21 protein-coding genes and 1 riboswitch are annotated in these 19991 nt (G+C 70.6%); of the genes, 11 read left to right on the top strand and 10 right to left on the bottom strand.

Annotated features, from left to right (window positions below):
- Positions 1–288 precede the first annotated feature (288 nt).
- Positions 289–732, top strand: a complete 444-nt coding sequence (locus ADL25_RS17245) for a cupin domain-containing protein (protein ID WP_234380950.1) — start codon at positions 289–291, stop codon at positions 730–732.
- A gap of 114 nt (positions 733–846) precedes the next feature.
- Here ADL25_RS17245 and ADL25_RS17240 read toward each other — a convergent pair whose 3' ends face one another.
- Both ADL25_RS17240 and ADL25_RS17235 read right to left on the bottom strand, forming a co-directional pair.
- Entirely contained in the window at positions 847–1338 is a 492-nt protein-coding gene (locus ADL25_RS17240; RefSeq protein ID WP_059128652.1) for a cupin domain-containing protein, read from the bottom strand.
- A gap of 198 nt (positions 1339–1536) precedes the next feature.
- Positions 1537–2382 carry an alpha/beta fold hydrolase gene (locus tag ADL25_RS17235; protein ID WP_234380949.1) on the bottom strand — a complete coding sequence of 282 codons (846 nt, stop codon included), beginning with the start codon at positions 2380–2382 and terminating at the stop codon, positions 1537–1539.
- Between the two features lie 627 nt (positions 2383–3009).
- Positions 3010–3152: riboswitch (cobalamin riboswitch) on the top strand.
- A 36-nt stretch (positions 3153–3188) separates the two neighbouring features.
- On the opposite strand from ADL25_RS17235, the gene ADL25_RS17230 reads away from it, so the two are divergent.
- Positions 3189–3410 carry a CbtB domain-containing protein gene (locus ADL25_RS17230; protein ID WP_059128626.1) on the top strand — a complete coding sequence of 74 codons (222 nt, stop codon included), beginning with the start codon at positions 3189–3191 and terminating at the stop codon, positions 3408–3410.
- Between the two features lie 21 nt (positions 3411–3431).
- Positions 3432–4184: a CbtA family protein gene (locus ADL25_RS17225; protein ID WP_059128625.1), complete on the top strand. Its 753-nt coding sequence runs from the start codon at positions 3432–3434 to the stop codon at positions 4182–4184.
- Positions 4185–4403: 219 nt separating this feature from the next.
- On the opposite strand, the gene ADL25_RS17220 is transcribed toward ADL25_RS17225, so the two are convergent.
- The 7 genes from ADL25_RS17220 to ADL25_RS17190 form a co-directional block, all read right to left on the bottom strand.
- Positions 4404–4985, bottom strand: coding sequence for a histidine phosphatase family protein (locus ADL25_RS17220; protein ID WP_059128624.1), 582 nt, complete (start codon positions 4983–4985; stop codon positions 4404–4406).
- Positions 4986–5187: 202 nt separating this feature from the next.
- Positions 5188–5589, bottom strand: coding sequence for a PPOX class F420-dependent oxidoreductase (locus ADL25_RS17215; protein WP_059128623.1), 402 nt, complete (start codon positions 5587–5589; stop codon positions 5188–5190).
- Between the two features lie 134 nt (positions 5590–5723).
- A complete protein-coding gene (locus ADL25_RS17210; protein WP_059128650.1) occupies positions 5724–6533 on the bottom strand; it encodes a hypothetical protein in 810 nt (269 codons plus the stop codon).
- Between the two features lie 112 nt (positions 6534–6645).
- The gene (locus ADL25_RS17205; protein ID WP_079050420.1) at positions 6646–7503 is read right to left on the bottom strand and encodes an alpha/beta hydrolase; all 858 of its coding nucleotides are present in this window, start codon (positions 7501–7503) and stop codon (positions 6646–6648) included.
- A gap of 242 nt (positions 7504–7745) precedes the next feature.
- Positions 7746–8411, bottom strand: a complete 666-nt coding sequence (locus ADL25_RS17200; protein ID WP_059128622.1) for a response regulator transcription factor — start codon at positions 8409–8411, stop codon at positions 7746–7748.
- Entirely contained in the window at positions 8408–9646 is a 1239-nt protein-coding gene (locus ADL25_RS17195) for a sensor histidine kinase (protein WP_079050426.1), read from the bottom strand. Before ADL25_RS17195 ends, ADL25_RS17200 begins: the two co-directional genes overlap by 4 nt.
- Positions 9647–9700: 54 nt before the next feature.
- The gene (locus ADL25_RS17190; RefSeq protein ID WP_079050419.1) at positions 9701–11806 is read right to left on the bottom strand and encodes an MMPL family transporter; all 2106 of its coding nucleotides are present in this window, start codon (positions 11804–11806) and stop codon (positions 9701–9703) included.
- Between the two features lie 324 nt (positions 11807–12130).
- Between ADL25_RS17190 and ADL25_RS17185 the strand changes: the two genes are divergently transcribed.
- Positions 12131–13351, top strand: coding sequence for a cytochrome P450 family protein (locus ADL25_RS17185; RefSeq protein WP_181923202.1), 1221 nt, complete (start codon positions 12131–12133; stop codon positions 13349–13351).
- Between the two features lie 70 nt (positions 13352–13421).
- On the opposite strand, the gene ADL25_RS17180 is transcribed toward ADL25_RS17185, so the two are convergent.
- Positions 13422–14624 carry a cytochrome P450 gene (locus ADL25_RS17180; RefSeq protein WP_059128619.1) on the bottom strand — a complete coding sequence of 401 codons (1203 nt, stop codon included), beginning with the start codon at positions 14622–14624 and terminating at the stop codon, positions 13422–13424.
- A gap of 426 nt (positions 14625–15050) precedes the next feature.
- Here ADL25_RS17180 and ADL25_RS17175 point away from each other — a divergent pair, with 426 nt between their 5' ends.
- The 7 genes from ADL25_RS17175 to ADL25_RS17145 all read left to right on the top strand — a co-directional run bounded on the left by ADL25_RS17175 (position 15051) and on the right by ADL25_RS17145 (position 19966).
- Entirely contained in the window at positions 15051–15389 is a 339-nt protein-coding gene (locus ADL25_RS17175) for a hypothetical protein (RefSeq protein WP_059128618.1), read from the top strand.
- Between the two features lie 161 nt (positions 15390–15550).
- Positions 15551–16240: a hemerythrin domain-containing protein gene (locus ADL25_RS17170; protein WP_234380948.1), complete on the top strand. Its 690-nt coding sequence runs from the start codon at positions 15551–15553 to the stop codon at positions 16238–16240.
- Positions 16240–16872 (top strand): TetR/AcrR family transcriptional regulator, encoded by a 633-nt coding sequence (locus tag ADL25_RS17165; RefSeq protein WP_063805664.1) that lies wholly within the window; start codon positions 16240–16242, stop codon positions 16870–16872. Before ADL25_RS17170 ends, ADL25_RS17165 begins: the two co-directional genes overlap by 1 nt.
- 61 nt (positions 16873–16933) lie before the next feature.
- A complete protein-coding gene (locus ADL25_RS17160) occupies positions 16934–17419 on the top strand; it encodes an SRPBCC family protein (protein ID WP_059128617.1) in 486 nt (161 codons plus the stop codon).
- 237 nt (positions 17420–17656) lie between these two features.
- The gene (locus ADL25_RS17155) at positions 17657–17962 is read left to right on the top strand and encodes a hypothetical protein (RefSeq protein ID WP_059128616.1); all 306 of its coding nucleotides are present in this window, start codon (positions 17657–17659) and stop codon (positions 17960–17962) included.
- A gap of 396 nt (positions 17963–18358) precedes the next feature.
- Positions 18359–19228, top strand: coding sequence for an alpha/beta fold hydrolase (locus ADL25_RS17150; protein ID WP_059128615.1), 870 nt, complete (start codon positions 18359–18361; stop codon positions 19226–19228).
- Positions 19229–19255: 27 nt separating this feature from the next.
- Entirely contained in the window at positions 19256–19966 is a 711-nt protein-coding gene (locus ADL25_RS17145; RefSeq protein WP_059128614.1) for an alpha/beta fold hydrolase, read from the top strand.
- Positions 19967–19991 lie beyond the last annotated feature (25 nt).

The following is a 19991-nucleotide window of genomic DNA, read 5'->3' as shown; positions in this document are numbered from 1 at the left end:
CGGCTGCGACGCCTGCGCTCGGGTCTTGGTGAGGGCGGATCCGGCCGCGCGTACTAGATAGGACAGACCGCACGCCCCTGTTGTGACACCGAGCGCAATCGCCCCACGCGCCGGCCGGGACGCAGGAGGCCGTGACCGCCGGACGGAGACGCGACGGGGCAGGTCCGATCGGTCTCGAACGTACGGACAGCGTCACCGCCGAGCGGGGGATCTTGGCAGCTCGACCTCACCGCCTGCCCGTGAACGGACATGCATAGGTGCACGGAAACAACACGGAGGTGCAACACGGTGTCAAGCAACGACTCGACGGGTGCGGCGGGCGCCGGGCCGCGATCCGAAGTGTGGAAGACGGCGGTGACGACGCTGCAGGACGTGAAGCCGCCCTTCATCCCCGAGAACGCCTCGGGCATGACCATCCTGGTCGAATGGCCTCCTGGTGACCCGGGCACCCCTGCGCACCGCCACTCGGGGCCAGCCTTCGGATACGTGCTCGAAGGCGAGATGCGCTTCGAGCTGGAAGGTGAGCCGGAACGTGTGGTCAGCGCCGGTGAGACCTTCTGGGAACCGGGCGGCGACGTCATCCACTACCAGGACGGCAATGCCCGAACGGACGCACGATGCCGGTTCGTCGTGACCATGCTGTGTGCGCCGGGCCAGCCGATGCTGACGGTGGTCGACGAGGAGGAACTGGCACAGCGGGCCCATCTGCGTGCGCCCCGGCCCGCGCACTGATCTGCGCCGTTCCGCCCGGGCAGGCGGCCCGCGACCGACACGGCCCGGCTCCGTGGCAGGGCACACCCGCGCCCTGCCACGGAGCCGGGGGACATCGGCGTGTCGACCCGCCGGTCACTCGACGAAGTACGAGTCGTGCTCGGCGAAGAACCTGGCGCGCTCCTCGTCGGTGGCATGGGCCATCTCCGCAAGCCCTTCGAAGTACTTCTCACGCGGCGCCCCCGGCGTGAAGAGAAGAAGCATGTCCGCAGGGGCGTCGGAGTCGTTGCGGAAGGCATGCAGCCCGCCCTGCGGTACATGCAGGAAGTCGCCCTGCTGCGCGTCGACCCACTCGGCGCCGTTGAACAGCCGCACGGTGCCGTCGAGGATGAAAAAGGACTCCGAGATCGTCCGGTGGAAGTGGGTCTTGGGGCCACCCGACCTCGCACTCATCTCGACCCGATACAGTCCGAACTCACCTCGCGTGGTGGTCGTGGTCGCCAGGTAGTGAATGGCGTCCTTGCCGGCGGTTCCGACATTCGGCGGCGTGCTCACCGGTCGGAAATTCGCGTTGATCTCGCCGTCATCTCCCGTGTACCACACCTGCTCGGGGTACGACATGCACATCATCCCTTTCCTGTGTCGGTGCGCCGCGAGGCGCTGATGGGACCTGCGCGGACCACAGCCGTGGCCGCGGCCGTCGTGGGCAGGCCACCCCAGGGCCCGCCCACGACGTGTCCCCACATGGGAGACCGGCCGGCCCGCACATGTGTGACACGTCGACGACCACGAACCCGGCCACGGCGGGTCGCTGCGGGTGCCTGTTCAGGAGGGAGACCGCAGGAACGCGACCACCGCCGCCGCGAACTCATTGGGCTGCTCGACGTGCCCCAGGTGCCCGGTCTCGTCCAGGACAACGAGCTCCGCTCCGGGGACCGCCTCGTGGATCATCCGTGCCCAGCGCCGGCCGCAGATGAAGTCCGCCTCTCCTACCAGGATCAGGGTGCGCGCCGCGATATCGGGCAACTCCTCGCGGACGTCGAAGGGCGGGCCCTCGCCCGCCGAGGGCGCGGCGTACATGCGCAGCGTCCCACGGGCCGGGGCGAACTCCTTCTCGCGTCCCCAGTAGTCGAAGAAGTACGTGGGAGCGATGGTGCGCAGCACCGCGGTCGCGCCTTCGTCGGACAGCAGGTCCAGCCCCGCGGTGAGCCCGGCGACATAAGTGGCCACCTCGGGATGCCCGGCCGCGTGGCGCCGGGCGAACCGCTCCATGTTGGCGACCGCGACCGACCAGAACTCTTCGCCCGTCACCGGAGAGGTGTCGTAAAGAATCAAGGAGGCGACCCGCGCCGGATGGTCGAGCGCGTACCGCTGGGCGACGAACCCGCCGTGCGAGTGGCCGAGCAGGGCGACCTCGGGGAGTGCGAGGTGCTCGATCACCGCGTGCAGGAAGTGGGTGTACGTGGCCAGGTTGTACGCACGCGGGTCGGGCAGCCGACCGGACGCACCGGTGCCGACGGGCTCGATGTAGACCATGGTCAGGTGCCGCTCGAGCAGGGGCATGCGCAGATAGTCCCAGCCGATGCCGGGCCCGCCGGAGTGGGCGACGCACACGGGCCCCGTGCCGGCGACGTGGTAGCGCTGCTCGATGAGGGAAGACCCGTACCGCACCGCCACCGTGTGCGTGCCGGGACTCAGCGGCGATCCGGGGTCCGCCGCGGGGGAGGGAAGAGGAGCTGGCTCAGATGAGAGGTTCACAGTCACCAGATAGTGTGCCAATGGCCGCCCGTACTCAAGACATTGTGAATTCTGTCATCGCACCGATTCGGACTGTCACAGGAAGCGGCCACGTTGCTCCCCCTTGCCGAAATGGCCTGTGCAGCAAGGTAGTTACCGTGCTCGTATCGGGCGCCGGGGCGCAGTGCATCGCTCGTACATGACACTGTTTTCGCTGTCCATGCAGGCTCGGAACAGTGGATGGTCAAACGTTTGCTAAGCTGCTCACAGCGTTCCGGAGGCCGATGGACACTCCCCCGTGACAGGTGTCCGGAACGCACCACCTGCGATTAGAGCCCGCAGGTGCAGCGCCCGGGCGCCACACGATCCCCCGATGGGTGGCGCCCGGGACCACGCGGCGTCCGGCCACGGCTCAGGAGCCTGCCGACCGCGAGAGACCGTCGGCCCACGTGCGCCGGTGGGCCGTCGGGGAAGTTCCGTCACCGCTGTCCCGGGCGCCACGAAATCGTCCGCCGCGCGTGGAGAGGAAGATCACGCCAGGTGGATGCGCTCTTGGCCATGCCCGTGTCACGCGGTACGGTCTGTCCGATATCGACGACGGTACGACGGAAGCCGGTGGAAATCCGGCACGGTCGCGCCACTGTATGCCGGGCGCCCCTGGGGGCCCGGTGAGTCAGACCCGTGGCCGTCGTCCTGTGCACCACCGAGATGGGACGCGAACTCCCAGAGGAGGCCCTGCCATGGCGCAGTCCGTCGCCCAGCCGACAGCCACCAACCCCGTCGTTCCCGCCACGCTGCCGCTGAAGGCGATAGCTCCCTGGGCGGTGTTCTTCGGCATTCTGATGCTGATCCTGCTCTACTTCGTCGGCGCCGAGCAGGGCGCCACCTCCGTGTTCAGCGGCACGGACGTCCACGAGTGGGTGCACGACGCCCGCCACCTGCTCGGCTTCCCCTGCCACTGACGCGAGGGACGCCGCACCCCCATGAACTCCGCAACCGTAAGAAACCTTCTCGTGCGGGGCATGCTCGCCGGCCTGGCCGCCGGTGTGCTCGCCCTCGTCGTCGCCTATTTCCTCGGCGAGCCGAACGTGGACAGTGCGATCGGCTTCGAGGACGCCCACTCCCATGAGCACGAGATGGAAGTCGTCTCCCGCTCCCTGCAGTCCACCGCCGGTCTCGCCACCGGTGTCCTGGTCTACGGGGTGGCCTTCGGCGGCATCGCGGCGCTCGCCTTCTGCTTCGCGCTGGGCCGCGTCGGCCGTTTCAGCCCCCGGGCGACCGCCCTGCTGCTGTCCGGTTGTGCGCTGCTCGCCGTGTACGTCGTTCCGTTCCTGAAGTACCCGGCGAACCCGCCGTCGGTCGGCGACCCCGACACCATCGGCAAGCGGACCACCCTGTACTTCCTGATGATGGTGCTCAGCGTGCTCCTCGCGGTCGGCGCCACCATCCTCGGCAAGCGGCTCTCACCCTCGCTGGGCACGTGGTACGCCACAGTCGTGGCGGTGGCCGCGTTCGCCGTCGCGATCGGCCTGGCGTACGCCTTCCTGCCGGTCATCAACGAGGTGCCCAAGGACTTCCCGGCCACGCTGCTGTGGCGGTTCCGGCTCTCCGCACTGGCCATGCAGATCGTCCTCTGGGGCGGATTCGGTCTGGTCTTCGGCGAGTTGGCACAGCGGTTGCTGAACCCGAAGCCCGCGGCGGCCACGTCGGGGCGGGCGGTTCCGGCCGCTCACTGACACCGCCGGAAAACACGACAGGGCCCCGTGGAACCTCCCCGGGGCCTTTTCGTGTTGCCCGGGCACCGGCGCACATCGCCTCACCTTCGGCGGCCACGAGGCGGTCGTCCCTCGTCCCGGACGAGCGGCCGATCGCGGCCTCACCCAAATGCAGGGGGTGTTGCCCTTCGGGAGGCGCCTCGTTGTCGAGGCGCTCCCGGTGACACCCGCGTCAATCGCCTAGTCGGCGTCCGGCCTCGCCAGTGGACGGCCGAGCCGCAGGTTCCAGCGGCCGGCCCGGCCACTGAGTTCGGTCACCGTCAGCGGGGGGACGTCGAGGCGCCAGAAGGCCGTCGGCGGCAGGTCCAATGCCCGGACGACGGCCGCGCGTACGACCTCCGGCTCGACCACGGCGAGCGTACGGCCGTCCGTCTCCGGGGCGTTGGTCAGCCAACGGCCGATCCGGCCGCACAAGTCCTGCACCGACTCACCCCCGTGGGGCGCGGAGGCGGGGTCGGTGAGCCAGCTGCCCACCGCCTCCGGTTCGTCGGCCCCCAGTTCGTCGAGGGTGCGGCCTCGCCAGCGACCCGCATCGAGACCGGCCAACTCCGGTATCTCCACGCCGTCCAGGCCCAGCGCGGCGGCCGTCTCCCGGCAGCGCACGCGGGGCGAGACGAGCGCACGGACCGCCGAGGGCAGCGAGCCCGCCGCCGAGCGCGCCTGTTCCGCCCCGCCGTCGTCGATCGAGCAGCCGTCGTCGAAGCGGGCCTGCCGCAGCGATGCGCTCATGGCGGGGGAGATGAAGAACAATCGGCTGGTCACGCTCGCTCCTGCTGCTGTGATCGGGTGCGGGACTCTACCGGGTACGGCCCGTACGCGGACCGGAGAAGGTCGCTCCCGGGCCGTCCGCCGGCCGAAGGGGGACCGGTCGGCGAGAGACGTGGGACCGTCCCACCGGACGGACGGCCCACACATCACCCGGGCGACCGCGCATGGCGCGTGGGCGTCGCCGATGACGGCACGGTCAGCCGCGAGGGTTGCTGATCCGCTCGGGCCGGATCACATAGATCACCCGGACCTGGTCGCGGCCGCCGAACCAGGGGTAGGGCTCGCCGAGGTACTTCTGCGCCAGCGACTCGATGTGTTCGGATGCCCCCTCGGTCGTCACACGCACCACACGGCCGCGGATCTGGATGTAGGAGGCCGGCTCGGCGGGGTCCGCGACAGCGATGGCGACCCGCGGATCGCGCGCGATGTTCCGGGTCTTCTGATGCGTCTCGACACTGTTGATCAGGACGTGTTCGCCATCTGTGTCGACCCATGTCTGAGTGAGCTGGGGCGAGCCGTCGGGCATGGTCGTGGCGATGTAGCAGGTGATGGGGCGGCGCAGCAGCGCCACCACGTCCTCGCCGAGGGCTACGGGCACGGGGTCCTCCGGAGTCGGTCCAGTACATGCAGGGGCCACGCTAACCACGGCGGGAGGCGCGGCCCTCCCCGGGCCCGGCAACGCGGGTACCCGCACCGAAGCAGCGACTCCCGCCCCCGGCTCAGGCCCCTGGCTCAGACAACCGACCGCCAGGCGTCGGCGAGGGAGCGGACGGACGGGAACCGGTCCTGGGGAACGCGTGCGGTGGCCGTCCTGACCACCTCCAACTGCTCGGGCGTCCCGCGCCAGTGCTCTTCGTCGTCCCCGGCGTCCAGCAGGAGGCGCAGTGCCCGGCCCAGGGTGAACACGGTGGTACGGAGGTCGATCCGCGCTCCGCGCACGGACTCCTCCGGCGCCATGTAGCGTGTCGACCCCGGCAGTCGGTCCGCGTCCAGGACGAACGGCCCCTCCCGGTACTCGTCCAGGTCGCACAGCACCATGCGATGCTCGTCGAAGTCGTACAGCATGCAGCCGTCGTAGAAGTCGACCGCGACGAATCCGGCCGCCTCCACGGCGAGATGGGCGTCGAGGACGGCGTCGAGAGCGGCATGAACAACGGGGAGCGGCAGCGCTCTGAAGCGCGCCATCGGGCTTCCGGGAGCCGCGCGACCCCCATGGCGCGAGCGGGTCGGATGGTAGAGGACCTCCCCGCTCGTCCACGGGTGGACGAGCGCAAGGCCGTCGTCGGTGGTGAAGGAGTGCACCAGCGGGACGACGGCCGGGTGCGAGACGCTGCGGTGCAGCGACACCGCCCGTCGCAGGGACGAAAGACCCTCGGGGGTCGTGGCGGTCTTCACGAACCAACGCCGCCCGTCCGCCAGTAGCCCGTACGACACACAGCCCGAGTCCTGTTCGTCGAACGTCCGGAACACGGTGCCCAACCGGTCGAGGAGGGCGGCGGGTTCCGCCGCGTGCGTGACGTTGTGAAACGGGTGCGTCGTCATCTCGTGCATCATGTCGGTCAAGTGCCCCGAGCGGGAGTCGCGGCACCCGCACGCGTATCGCCTCGACCGGCCGTACCTCCTCGGCCGGCGGCGCGCGGTGGTACGGACGGCCTCACTTCACGGCGCTGATGGCCGATTCGATGACCTTGGCGACCGGCTCCGGATTGGAGATGAGAGTGAGGTGCGAGCCGCCCTGGAACGTGGTGACCTTCGAGCCGGCCCGCCGGGCCATCCTCATCTCCGATTCGGGCGTGATGATCCGGTCCCCGCTGCTGATGAAGTACCAGGAGGGGATGGTCTTCCATGCCGCGTACTTGGAGGTGGTGCTGAACGCGGCGGTCGAGGCGGCTCGTTGCGAGGCCCAGAGATCCGTGGCCTGTTGCACCGGCAGGCTGTTGGCGAAGCTCTTGAGGAAGACGTCCCTCTTGAGATAGAGATTGGCGGCTCCGGCCGGGGCGTCGGCGTAGGGCACCGAGTCGAACAGCTTGCTCGCCGGTGCGTTCAGGGCGGATGTGGAACCGCTCAGCGACCCGGTGGTCTCCCCGACGGCGGGAGCGGCGGCGTCGACGTAGACGAGTGCCTTCACATTCCCGCTCTGGGCCGCGGCATTGGTGATCACCGAGCCGCCGTAGGAATGGCCCACCAGGACGACAGGCCCGGGAATGCTCCGCAGAAATCCGGCGACCGTGCGCGCGTCACTGGTCAGGCCCAGCAGCGGGTTGGCGATGGAGCGGACGGCGTATCCCTTGCGCCGGAGAATCCGGACCTCGCCGCTCCAGCTCGATGTGTCCGCCCAGGCGCCGTGCACCAGCACCACGGTGGGCTTGCTGCTCTTCGCCGCCGGTGCAGCGGTGAGCTGCGCGGCGGCCCCGGTGCCGCCGCCGATCGTCAGGGCCGTGCCCGCGAAAGCGGCCGTGGATGCGCACAGTGCGATGCGTCGCAGGCGTCGTCGTGATCCGAAGACATACATGGGCAGCGGGTCTCCTCAGGTCTTCTGCTCCACCTCGGCGCACCCGAGCGAGCATGCGCCGGGATCGGCAGGCGTCGTAGCGCATTCGGCGGCCGGGATTCACATCGGCCCCTGCCGCGACACTAAGTGCTCGACGGCGCGGAAGGCTCTCTGCGATGGGCCGGGCGGGTGACGTCCCGGGCGTGACGCGCAGGCGCCCTGGATCACGTCCGCGCCGGTCACGCCCTGTGAAGCAGGCCGACTCACTTACCGGCCCCCGGCGTCACCAGCCCCGATTCGTACGCCACGATGACCAGCTGCGCCCGGTCCCGCGCCCTCAGCTTTCCCATGATCCGGCTGACGTGGGTCTTGGCCGTCAGCGGGCTCAGACCCAGGGACTCGGCGATCCCGGTGTTGTTCAGGCCGCGTGCGACAAGAGTGAGCACCTCGCGTTCACGGTCGGACAGGCATTGGGGTCCACCCGTCGTGGGCGCGACGGGACTGCGGCGGAAGCGTGCGATCAGCCGGGCCGTCGGCCCCGGCGACAGCAGTGCCTCACCGGCCACCACGGTGCGGATGGCGTCGAGGAGTTCGGCGGGCCTGGTGTCCTTCACGAGGAAGCCGGAGGCACCGGCGCGCAGCGCCTCCACGATGTTCTCGTCGGTGTCGTAGGTGGTCAGGACGAGCACCTTCACTCCGGCCAGATCCTCGTCGGCGGCGATCAGCCGGGTCGCCTCGATGCCGTCCAGGTCGGGCATGCGGATGTCCATCACGACCACGTCGGCGCGTGCCTCGCGGGCCAGCTGCACCGCCTGCCTGCCCGTGCCCGCCTGTCCGACGACCTCCATGTCGCGGGCCGACTCGACCAGCATGGCGAACGCGGCGCGGACCAGGGTCTGATCGTCCGCGAGCAGCACGCGGATGCTCATCCGGCTCCTTCCCCGGTGGTGGCGGTGGTCATGAGCGGCAGGACGGCGGCCACCTCGAAACCGCCCTGCGTCCGTGGCCCGGCGTCGATGGTGCCGCCCACGCTGCGGGCCCGCTCCCGCATACCGACGAGCCCGTAGCCGGGGACTCGACCGGGGGTGGGCCCGGTGCCGTCGTCGGTCACGGACACGTGCAGGGCGCCGTCCCTCTCGTGGAGCTCGACACGTACGAGAGGTTCCGGTCCGGCGTGCCGAACGACATTGGTCAGCGCCTCCTGCACGATGCGGTACGCGGCGGCACCCACGGCGGGCGGGACCTGGCGGATCCGGACGGTCTGCCGGACGCGGGCGCCGGCGAGCCGAGCCGCGCCCACGAGGTCGGTGACGCCGTCGACGCCGGGCAGCGGCCCGCGCGCCTCGCCCTCCGCGCCCTGCTCACGCAGCACATCGAGGGTGGTGCGCAGTTCCCCGCGCGCCGTGCGGCAGGTCTCGGCGATGTCCTCCAGTGCCCGGGCGATCGCCGCGCGGTCGAGTCGCTCGGGATCGGCGGCCAGCACATGGACGGCCACGGAGGTCTGCACCCCGATCAGGGTGATGCTGTGCGCCAGCAGGTCGTGCAGATCACGCGCGATCCGAACCCGCTCCTCGGCGACACGCCGGCGCGCCTCCTCCTCACGGGTGCGTTCGGCGCGCTCCGCGCGTTCGACGATGGAGGCGACGTAGTGACGGTAGTAGCGGACGTCGACGCCGAAGAAGAGCACCGCGATCACCCAGCCGGAGACGCGCAGGAGCCCGAGCGCCTGATGGGCGTTCACCGTGAGCATCACGCTCACCACGATCCCGAGGACGGCGGTGCCCGTCAGGATCGTGCGCAGGGGACGACCGGTGACCGCGACCGTGTACAGGGCGACGAACGAGGCGGGGAGCGGCGCCCCGTGGTTGTTGTCCAGGGCGTGGTACGGCGCGACCAGCGCCACCACCGCCGCCAGCACCAGCAGCGGACGGCGCCGCCGCCACACGATCGGCACGTGGGCGGCGAGCAGCAGCGTCCAGCCGAGCGCGTCGGGGCGGCGGGTCTGGTCGGTGAGCAGACCGAGGCACACGGCCGAGACGGCGAGTGCCACGGCGAGCAGCGCGTCGTTGCGCACGCCGTGCGGTGCGGTCCTCGGGTCCCGGTTGAGTGCGGCGACGATGCGCTCGCCCCGGCGGGGCCGTACCGATGTCGTGATTGCCTGCACGGGCTCATCCTCCGCCACGGGGGTGCCCCTCCGGGAGGGAGGGGCACCGGTCGGTCAGTGCGAGGAGGCGGTCACGGGTTGCGGCTCCTTCGGCGGAGCCGGCCGCTCGGGCTCGCGCGAGAGCCGGCCAGGCCACCACACCCTCCGCCGCAGCAGCATGCTCGCCGTCGTCACCAGGAACGTACGGACAAGGAAAGTGTCGAGGAGTACGCCGACCGCGATCACGAAGCCCAGTTCGACCAGTCCCACCAGCGGCAGCGTGGTGAGGACGGCGAACGTCGCCGCGAGGACGACGCCCGCGGAGGCGATGACCCCTCCGGTGGTGCGCAGGGCCGTGAGCGCCGCCGTCTGCGGCGCGGCGCCCGCCAGGGACTCCTCGCGCATGCGGTGCATCAGGAAGATGCCGTAGTCGACGCCGAGGGCGACCAGGAAGACGAAGGAGAGCAGACCCAGCCCCGGATCCGTCCCCTCGAAGCCGAGCAGGGGGTGGAAGACCAGCCCGCCGATGCCGAGCGCCGCGCCCCACACCGCGACCACCGCGACGAGCAGCATCAGCGGTGCCACGAGGCTGCGCAACAGCCCCACGAGGATGACGAACACGGCGGCGAGGACAAGCGGTACGACGACCCGGCGGTCCCGGGCCTGGCTGTCGGCGAGGTCGAGCTGCTGCGCGCTGGGGCCGCCGACATAGGCGCCGTAGGACCGGTCGAGGCCGGCGCGCAGCGCCTCGATCGTGCGGGTCTCACCGGGTGTCTCGGGGGCGGCGTCGGCGTGGACGGAGATCTCGGTCCAGCCACCGCCGCTGCGACCCGCCGTGGCGTCGGCGATCCCGTCCGTCGAACGGACCTTGTCCAGCACGGCCGAGGCGCGGTCGGCCGGGGCGACGACGGTGATCGGCTGACTGCTGCGCCGGGGGTAGGCACGGGCCAGCGTCTGCATGGCGGAGATGGACTCGGGCTTCTCGGTGAAGGAGTCCGCCTGCCTGAGGCTTCCGGGCAGGTTGAGCGTGCCTAGGGCGAGGGCGCCGAGCAGCACGGCCCCTGCGACCAGCACGATGAGGGGGCGGCGTGCGGTCAGGGAGCCCACAGCGGTGAACAACGAACGGCGGGACTGCGGCTCGCTGCCGAAGGCGGGGATCAGGGGCCAGAAGACACGGCGCCCGAGCAGGACGAGCAGCGCGGGCAGCAACGTGGTCATCGCGACGAGTGCCGACAGGACACCCACCATGGCGACGGGCCCCATGCCGCTGCTGCTGTTGAGGTCGGCGGCGAGCAGACACAGCAGCCCCGCCGCCACGGTGCCGGAGGAGGCGAGGATCGCCGGGCCGCAGCCGCGCAGCGCCGCACGCATGGCGTCGTACGGCCGCTCGTGGCGGCGCAGTTCCTCGCGGTAGCGGGAGATGAGCAGCAGCGCGTAGTCGGTACCCGCACCCAGCACGAGGACGGTCATCACCCCGCCGCTCTGGCCGCTGATGGTGATGTCGAAAGCCTCGTGGAGCCCATACGCTCCGGCCATCGCCATGCCCGCGGCGGCCCCGGCGACGCCCAGCGGCACCAGCCACAGGAACGGGCTGCGGTAGATGAGGATCAGCAGCACGGTGACAACACCGAGCGTCGCGTACAGCAGGGTGCCGTCGAGCGAGCCGAACACCTTGCTCATGTCGGTGGTGAGGGCCCCAGGCCCGCCGACCTCGACGCTGAGTCCGTCGGCGTCGCGCGCTACGTCGCGGACGCCGTCCACGAAGGCGTTGCGCGCGTCCTCGTCCTGCCCGGGCCGAGTGCTGGACACCGCGTACATCACGGTGCCACCGTCCTGGGACCCGATCGGCTTCGGCCGGCCCGTCAGTTCGTACGTCGTCCCGATCTCGGACACCTGGTCGGCGGCCCGTTGCCGGTCGGCCGCGGTGAGCCCGCCGTCGCGGTGGTAGACGAGGACGAGATCGGTCGACTCGCCGCCCGGCAACGCGTTCTGGACACGGGCCACCCGGGTCGAGTCCGCCCTGTCGGGCAGATAGTCGACGGCCCCGTTCTGCTGGGCTCCGGAGAACTTCCCCGCGGACGGCCCGGCCAGCAGGAAGAGGACCACCCACAGCCCGAGCACCACCCATGGCACGGCTCGTGGCCGTCGTCCGCCCCGCTTCGTGATCGCTGCCGCCCCCATGTCTCGGGCTCCCTCCGCCGTGGTTTCCGGGTGTGTTCCCAGACTTCCGGTGGCCGGACGGCAAGTCGTCGCGCCTGAGGGCGAGTCGAGGGGTACTGCGTGGGGCGGTGTGCGGCTGCGGCTACTCCCCGGGGAGTACCGCGACACGAGCACCGCCCCGGCCGGTGGGCACCGTGTTGGCCGGCTCCTTCGGTGGCCGCCGTCGCCCGACCGCCCCCGGGGCCCTGTTTGGCCGGATCGGCCGCTGCATCGAGGTGCCTCGGGGGATACGTTTGCACCCGCAGACCGGATCGGCGTTTCGCCCACCAGAAGGACGGACTGCACGTGGCATATGCGAAGGACTTATGGGGTGCCGGTGATCTGGTGGACCTCGCCGGACTCGGCCATGACTTCACCCGCGATCCTTACCCGGTCTACGCGGCACTGCGCGCCAAGGGGCCGGTGCATCGGGTGCGGATACCCGAGGGCGCGGACGCATGGCTCGTCGTGGGGCACGAGGCGGGGCGCGCCGCGCTGACGGATCCGAGCCTGTCCAAGGAGTGGTCCCAGGCCTCCCCGGACCTCGGTGTGTCGAACATCGCCGCCGGCCGGCACATGCTGAACTCCGATCCGCCGCACCACACCCGACTGCGCAAACTGGTCGCCAAGGAGTTCACGCCTGCCCGGGTGCGGGCCCTCGAGCCACGGGTGCAGAACATCACCGACGGGCTTCTGGACGCCGCGCTCGCCCGCCCCGGCGGTCGGGCCGATCTGGTCGAAGCGCTGTCGTTCCCGCTGCCCATCGCCGTCATCTGCGAGCTCATCGGCGTTCCGTCGCTGGACCGCGAGGCGTTCCGTCGCTGGTCCAACACTGCCCTGACGTCCCGGGACGCGGATGAACGGATGGCCATGGCGGCCGCGGCGAGCGAGTACCTCGCCGGCTTGATCGCCCGCAAACAGCAGGACCCGCAGGACGACCTGCTCAGCGCGCTGATCCGGGTCACGGACGAGGACGGCGACCGGCTGTCGGCCGGTGAACTGCTGGGCACCGTCTGGCTGCTCCTGGTCGCCGGGCACGAGACGACCGTCAATCTCGTCTCCAACGGTGTCCTGGCCCTGCTGACCCACCCCGGGCAACTCGCGGCCCTGCGCGCCGAGCCCGCACTGCTGGAGAACGCGGTCGAGGAGATGCTGCGCTACGACGGGCCGGTGGAGACCCCGACCTACCGTTTCACCACCACTGCGGTCGAGATCGGCGGCACGGTGATACCGGGCGGCGGGGAACTGGTGCTTGTGGCTCTGGCCGACGCCGACCGTGATCCGGCGCGCTTCCCCGGCGGCGAGCGCTTCGACATACGGCGTGACGCGCGAGGGCACCTGGCCTTCGGACACGGCGTCCACTACTGCCTGGGTGCGCCACTGGCACGACTGGAGGGGCGGATCGCGATCGGCACCCTGCTGCGGCGCTGTCCCGGCCTCGCGCTCGACACCGATCCCGACACCATCACCTGGCGGGGCGGCATGCTCATCAGGGGACCGGAGCGGCTGCCGGTCCGGTTGCGCTGACCCAGGGCGCGGGGCCGTGGCTCGAGGCGTCCCCGTGGGGCCGCTCAGGTCGGCGCAGTGCGGCGGTGATTCAGTCCGTGAGCCCCTCGATCGCCACGGGAAGGTGGCGGGGGCCGCGCAGCACAGCGTTGGCACGGTACGGCGGGGGGTCCTCGAGCAGCCGGGACATCTTGACCCGGCGGAAGAGCTCGGGCACCGCCAGATACAGTTCGATACGGGCGAGGGGGGCGCCGAAGCAGTAGTGGATGCCGGTGTAGAAGCCCAGGTGCTCGTTGTCCTCGCGGTCGGGAACGAACCGGTCGGGGTCCCTGAAGCGTTTGGGGTCGCGATTGGCCGCGGCGAGCATGAGCCAGACCGGCGAGCCCTTGGGGATCGTCGTGTCGGCGACGTCGATGTCCGCCAGGGTGGTGGTCCACGGGACGAACTGGACGGGGGGCTCGTACCGCAGCACTTCCTCGATGAGCGGGACGGCCAGGTCCGGGTCCTTCCGGAACCGGTCGAGGACGTCGGGGTGGCGCAGCAGGGTGAGGGTCGTGTTGGTGATGGCGTTGACGGTGGTCTCGTGGCCGGCGACCAGCAGCAGTACCGCGGTGGCCTCCAGGTCTTCCGGTGTCATGTCGGGGGCGAGCGCGCTGAGTATCCCGGGGCCGGGGTGGCGGCGTTTGGTCTCGATCAGGTCGGACAGATAGGCGCCAAGGTCCTGGCGCGCCTGCTGCCCCTTTTTCCGGCCCTCCTCGCCGGCCTGCGGATCCAGTGACGATGCCAGGGCATCGGCCCAGCCGTGGAAGCGCGGTTCGTCCTCGCGCGGCACGCCGAGGACCTTGCAGATGGCGGTGACGGGAAGGGGGTAGGCGAAGTCGTCGACGATGTCGACCTGGTCCTTGCCCTCGAAGGAGTCGAGCAGTTCGGTGACGACCTCGGCCAGTTCTCCGCGCAGGTCGTCGAGGAATCTGGGGCTGTGCGGGGGGCCGAACGGCCGGTTGATGGTGTTGCGCAGCCGGTCGTGGACCGGCGGGTCGGTGAAGATGAAGCTCGGCGGCAGGCCCGTGTCCTCCGCTTCCGCGGCGCGGGCGTGGCCCGGCGGACGGTTGCGGGTGTCGTTGCTCAGCCGCGGGTCGTTGGCGAGGCTCCGCACCTCGTGGTAGGTGCTGACCAGGTAGGTGCCGTCGTCCTCCCGCCTGACCGGTGTCTTGCGCAGTTCCGCGTAGAGCGGGTACGGATCGGCTCGATTGGCGTAGTCGGTGATCTGCGCGGAGATGGTGCCGGACGTCATGGCGTCTCCTCTGGGCTCCGGCGGCACAGGGCCGGTGATCAGGCATGGCGCAACGAACGCGACACGCCGTCCGCTCGGGCTGAGATCGGCCGGGCCTCACCGAGAGCCCGCTGCCCGCGTACACCGCGGTGGCGGCGGGCTCCGAGCCCACTGCGCCCGGTCCATACGATCAACCGGCATGCCTCCTCTTCAGCATCGCCCCCTCCGGAACGGGTTCGCAAGGCGAGCCCCGGGCGGTCCCTTCCACCACACGCCTGTTCGACGATGGCAGTCGTCCTCCGTGTGCCCAGCGGGTCGCTCGCCCCCGGTCGTCGGTCATGGCGGCCGGCCCGTACCCGGAACATTCAGGATCTCCCGGCGTCCGCCCGGATCTGGTCGACTGATCGCCGACGGAAACCATCGGCGAAGCGAAGGACCAGGGACTCCGTGAACACACCTGACTTCATCGACTGCTGTCGCACCCCCGAACTGGGCGTCGTGCGCACCTTGTACGCGTCGCACCACGACATGGAGTCGCTGCAGCAGTGCACCTCCTGCGGAACGTACTGGTTCCACCGCTTCCACGAGCGCATCGACTGGACGAGCGGCGACGACGACCTGACGTCCTGGTTCACCGCGCTGACCGACGAAGAGGGGGCGAGGCTACGGATCATGACGGAGGGTCGGAACGAGGATCTGTCCTTCCTGACCACACGCCCGAGCTGGATGGACGACCACGACGGTGTCCGTCGCGTCGACGGTGCGCCCGACCATCCGTGGTCCTGAACCGTGGCCGGCCGGCGCCCTTCCGGGTCTGCCTCCGGGCCCGCCTCGCGAGCTCTGCGCGGATCGACGGTGTCCACGGTCGCAGATTTCACTGGAACGGGCTTGTAGAGAAAGCAGGTGCGTTCTAGTCTCGATCTCGAGGCAACCAGGGGGAGGGCGAGATGGGAACGGATTCGAGCCGGGCGGACACGCGGATGATGGGGATCGTGCACGGTGCGCTGTGCCGCGACCTGGACCGTGCCCGTACGGTGCTGACCGCCGAGCCGTGTCCGGAGCACCGGCGGGCGCGCGCACTGGGCGAGCACGTCGTGTGGCTGATGGAGGTTCTGCATGCGCACCACACCGGCGAGGACGAGGGTCTGTGGCCGCTGGTCCGTGAGCGCGACCCGGCGGCGGTGCCGCTCCTGGACTCGCTGGACGCCGACCACCGCCGGATCGAGCCGGCGGCCGAGGCGCTGACGGTCGCCGCCCGGCGGTACGCGGGATCGGCCACCGACGAGTCGCGTATCGAACTCCTCGCGGCACTCGACGCGTTGACGACCGTGCTCGTACCGCACCTGGAGCGCGAGGTGGAGCAGGGCATGCCGGTCGTGGCGGCGAACCTCTCCCAGGCCGACTGGCATGCCTGGGACCAGAAGTACAACGTGAAGCCCAAGTCCTTCGGGCAGTTGGGGATGGAGGGGCACTGGCTGCTCGACGGCCTGGACCCCGAGGGATACCGGATCGTGGTCCACCTCGTGCCGCCGCTGCCGCGGTTCGTCCTGCTGCACGGCTTCGCCCGGGCCTACCGCCGCCGGGTGGCGGCCTGGTGGCGACCGCAGGTCCCGGCGCAGAGTGTCGTGGGGCGCTGATGGCGGCGGAGCAGGCGCCCCGGGCGCGACGTCAGTACCGCTCCCCGCGCCGTGAACAGCAGGCCGGGGAGACACGGGCGGCGGTGCTCGCCGCGGCCGTGCGGCTGTTCGCGGAGCGCGGCTGGGCGGCGACCGGGATGCGGGACGTCGCCCGCGAGGCGGGTGTCTCGGTCGAGACGGTGTACACGGGATTCCGGTCGAAGAGCGATCTGCTGATGGCGGCCCTGGACGTCGCCGTGGTCGGCGACGCGGAGCCCGAGGCGCTGGCGGATCGGCCCGAGTTCGCCCTGCTCGGCTCCGGGACCCGGCAGGAGCGGATCGCGGCGGCCGCCCGGCTGGTCACCGCCATCCACGAGCGGACCGCGGGTGTGCATCTCGCACTCCGTGAGGCGGCTGCCTCGAACGGCGATCTGGCCCAGAGGCTGCGTGAGAACCAGCAGCGCAGGCGGATCAGCATCGAGCAGGGCATGACCCGGGTCGCGGGGCGCGAGGTGACCCGTGAGGAGCGCGACGGGGCGTGGGCGGTCCTCGGCGTCGAGGTCTACCACCTGCTCACCGGCATCTCGGGCTGGACGCCGCAGCAGTACGAGGAGTGGGCGGCCGGTGTCATCGACCGGCTGCTCGACACATGACAGCGATGGACGCGGGCTCGAGGGGGAGTACAGGGTGGGCGGTATCGAAGTGAGTCGGAGCGTGGCCCGGACATGCCGGACGGAGGTGATCGTCGACGCGTCGGTCGAGGCCGTCTGGCGTGTCGTCGAGGACGTCACCCGGACCAGTGAGTGGAGTCATGAATGCCTCCGGGTCGTCTGGCTGCGCGGGGCGACCGCGGCGGCGCCCGGAGTGCGGTTCCGCGGCTACAACCGGGCCGGCCGGCTGCGGTGGAGTCGGTCCTGCGAGATCATCGCGCTCGAGGCCCCGCACCTCATCACGTGGCGCACCCTACCGACCCCGCTGTTCCCCGACAGTACGGACTGGACCATCGCTCTGGAGCCGGTCGGCACCGGGACACGGCTGGTGCAGACCTACCGGATGAGAAGCACACCGCGCTGGTTCCGTTGGGTCGTGGGGCGGCTCGTCAGGACCCATGTCGACCGCAGCGGCGCGCTCACCGAAGACCTGCGCCGGCTCGGGGCGATCGCAGCCCGCGACCCGCAGGGTGCTGTGACGCGACACTGAAAGAGCGTGTCGTGCTGACCGGGGGGCAGCACGACACGGAGTTGAGGGCGGCTCGGCCACGATGCGGGAGCATCGTGGCCGGGCCGCCCATGTCGGCGTCGACATGGCCTCTTCCGGCGACCGATGGACGGTTCAGCGGCCGCTCGGCACGGCCGGGGCGCTGTTTCCGGTGCCGTCGGACCCGCCACACCGGTCCGGCGCGCAGCGCCTTCAGCCGCCGGTGCCCGCCCCGGCCGAGTGGGCGCGTGGTTCCGAAGAGGACCGGCCGCGCCGGAGCCGGAATCGGACGGCCGCCCTGCCGCCCGTGCCGACCGCAGCCGGGCCCGAGCGGCGCGGGTCGTCGCCGAACTGCATGAACCAAGCGCCGAGTTCGTCCGCGCACGGGAACGTCACGAGGTCGCCGAGCACTTCGAGGACCGCAGGAACCTCGTCAGCCGTTTCGACGTCGAGATCCTGCTGGTGACGACCGCCCGCACCACTACGGAAGGGCGCGGAAAGCGTCAACCGCCCTCGGACTCGCGGAACCGGCAGCCCGCCCGGTGACCGTCTGCGAGTCGTCGCGGGTACGGCGTCGCCGGCGAGTCCGGCAGTGGCAGGGCCCGGGTCTTCTCACCCCAATGGTGCCTTGGGGCCCATGGCCCGGTCGCCGATATTCGGGCACGGGGCGAGGGTTTGCCGCCCCCCTGGTGATCCGTCGGCGAACGAAGGCACCGCATGGGTCCGGGTTTTGGTCCCGCTCGAAGAGGGCGGTGGCCTGGGACGGATCGATCCGCTGTGGACCCGGCACGAATCCGTGTCGCCCCCGAGTGCGGCGTTGGGGCCGCCTCGTGGAAGCGCCGGCCTGCGACCCCGATACCTCTCTAACCATCATAGTCATGTTGACAGGTTACAGCTCGTCCGCTTGAATCTAACCATCAAAAGCGACTAAAGGGGTTACTCATGGCTACTGTTCACCACCGGTACGCGACCGTGCGAGGCCGGCAGATCTTCTACCGTGAGGCAGGGCCGCACGATGCGCCCGCCGTCGTGCTGCTGCACGGCTTCCCGACCAGCTCGTTCATGTTCCGCAACCTCATCCCGATCCTGGGCGAGCGGTACCACGTGATCGCGCCGGACCACCTGGGCTTCGGCCTGTCCGACGCGCCGAGCGCCGATGAATTCGACTACACCTTCGACGCTCTGACCGACCTGACCAAGGGACTGCTCGACCACCTCGGCATCCGCCGCTACGCCATGTACGTCCAGGACTACGGCGCGCCCATCGGCTGGCGTCTGGCGATGAACGACCCGGATGCGGTCACAGCCGTCGTCACCCAGAACGGCAACGGCTACGACGAGGGGTTCGTCGAGGGGTTCTGGAAGACGGTCCGGGACTACCAGCGCGAGCAGACCCCGCAGACGGAGGCGGCGATCCGCAGCGCGCTCACCCTCGACGTCACCAAGTGGCAGTACCTGACGGGCGTCGCCGACGAGAGCGTCGTCAGCCCCGACACATGGCACCACGACTACCAGCTGCTCTCACGCCCCGGCAACGACGCGATCCAGCTCAAGCTGTTCCGCGACTACGCCACGAACCCGCCGTTGTATCCGGACCTCCACGCCTATCTGCGGGAGCACCGGCCGCCGCTGCTCGCGGTATGGGGGAAGAACGACCCCATCTTCGGGCCCGCGGGAGCCGAGGCCTTCGCCCAGGACGTGCCGGACGCCGAGATCCACCTCCTGGAGGGAGGCCACTTCCTCCTGGAGAGCGCACTCGACGAGGCAGCCGCGCTCATCACCGACTTCCTGGCCCGGAACCTCAAGGCCTGAAAACAAGCGCGGACGGAAAGGACGGACATGAACGGTGATTCGCCTACTGCGCGCAGAACCCCCGTCGTGCTGGTCCACGGGGCGTGGGCCGACGGGTCGAGCTGGGGTCCGGTGATCCGGCGGCTGTGGGACGAGGGCGTGGACGCCTGCGCCGCTCCGCTGCCGCTGACGTCCCTCGGCGACGACATCGCCGCCCTCGAGCGGTCCGTGCGCAGAGCCGACGGACCGGCTCTCGTGGTAGGGCACGCCTACGCGGGAGCCGTGATCGGCTCGCTGCCGGCCGACCTGGTGAGGGGACTGGTCTACGTCGCCGCACTGGCTCCCGACGAGGGCGAGACCGTGGCCGATGTGTTCTATCGTGGGACGCCCCATCCGAAAGCCCCGCACCTCACACCGGACTCCGACGGGTTCGTCTGGCTTCCGGACGACGCGTTCGCCGAGGCGTTCGCGCAGAACGCCTCCGGCGAGGAGCAGTATGTGCTGCGTTCCGTGCAGAGGCCCATCGCCGCGGCGGCCATCGGCACCGCCGTGGGAAGGCCCGCGTGGAAGGACCGTCCGGCCTGGTACTTCCTCGCGGAGGAGGACCGCATGATCACGGCGGACACCCAGCGTTACATGGCGGAACGAATCAACGCGACGGTGAGGTCGGCGCCCACCGACCACATGCCGCTGGTCACCGCGCCGGACCTGGTGACCGGCCTGATCGTCGAGGCGCTCAAGGGGACACGCCCCGCCTGAGAGCCGGCGACGAGGGCGGGAGCCT

Source organism: Streptomyces sp. NRRL F-5122 (assembly GCF_001507435.1).
Lineage (GTDB): Bacteria > Actinomycetota > Actinomycetes > Streptomycetales > Streptomycetaceae > Streptomyces > Streptomyces lannensis.
The sequence above is the reverse complement of the archived record's forward strand: the minus strand, read 5'-3'. Positions and strand labels throughout refer to the sequence as shown.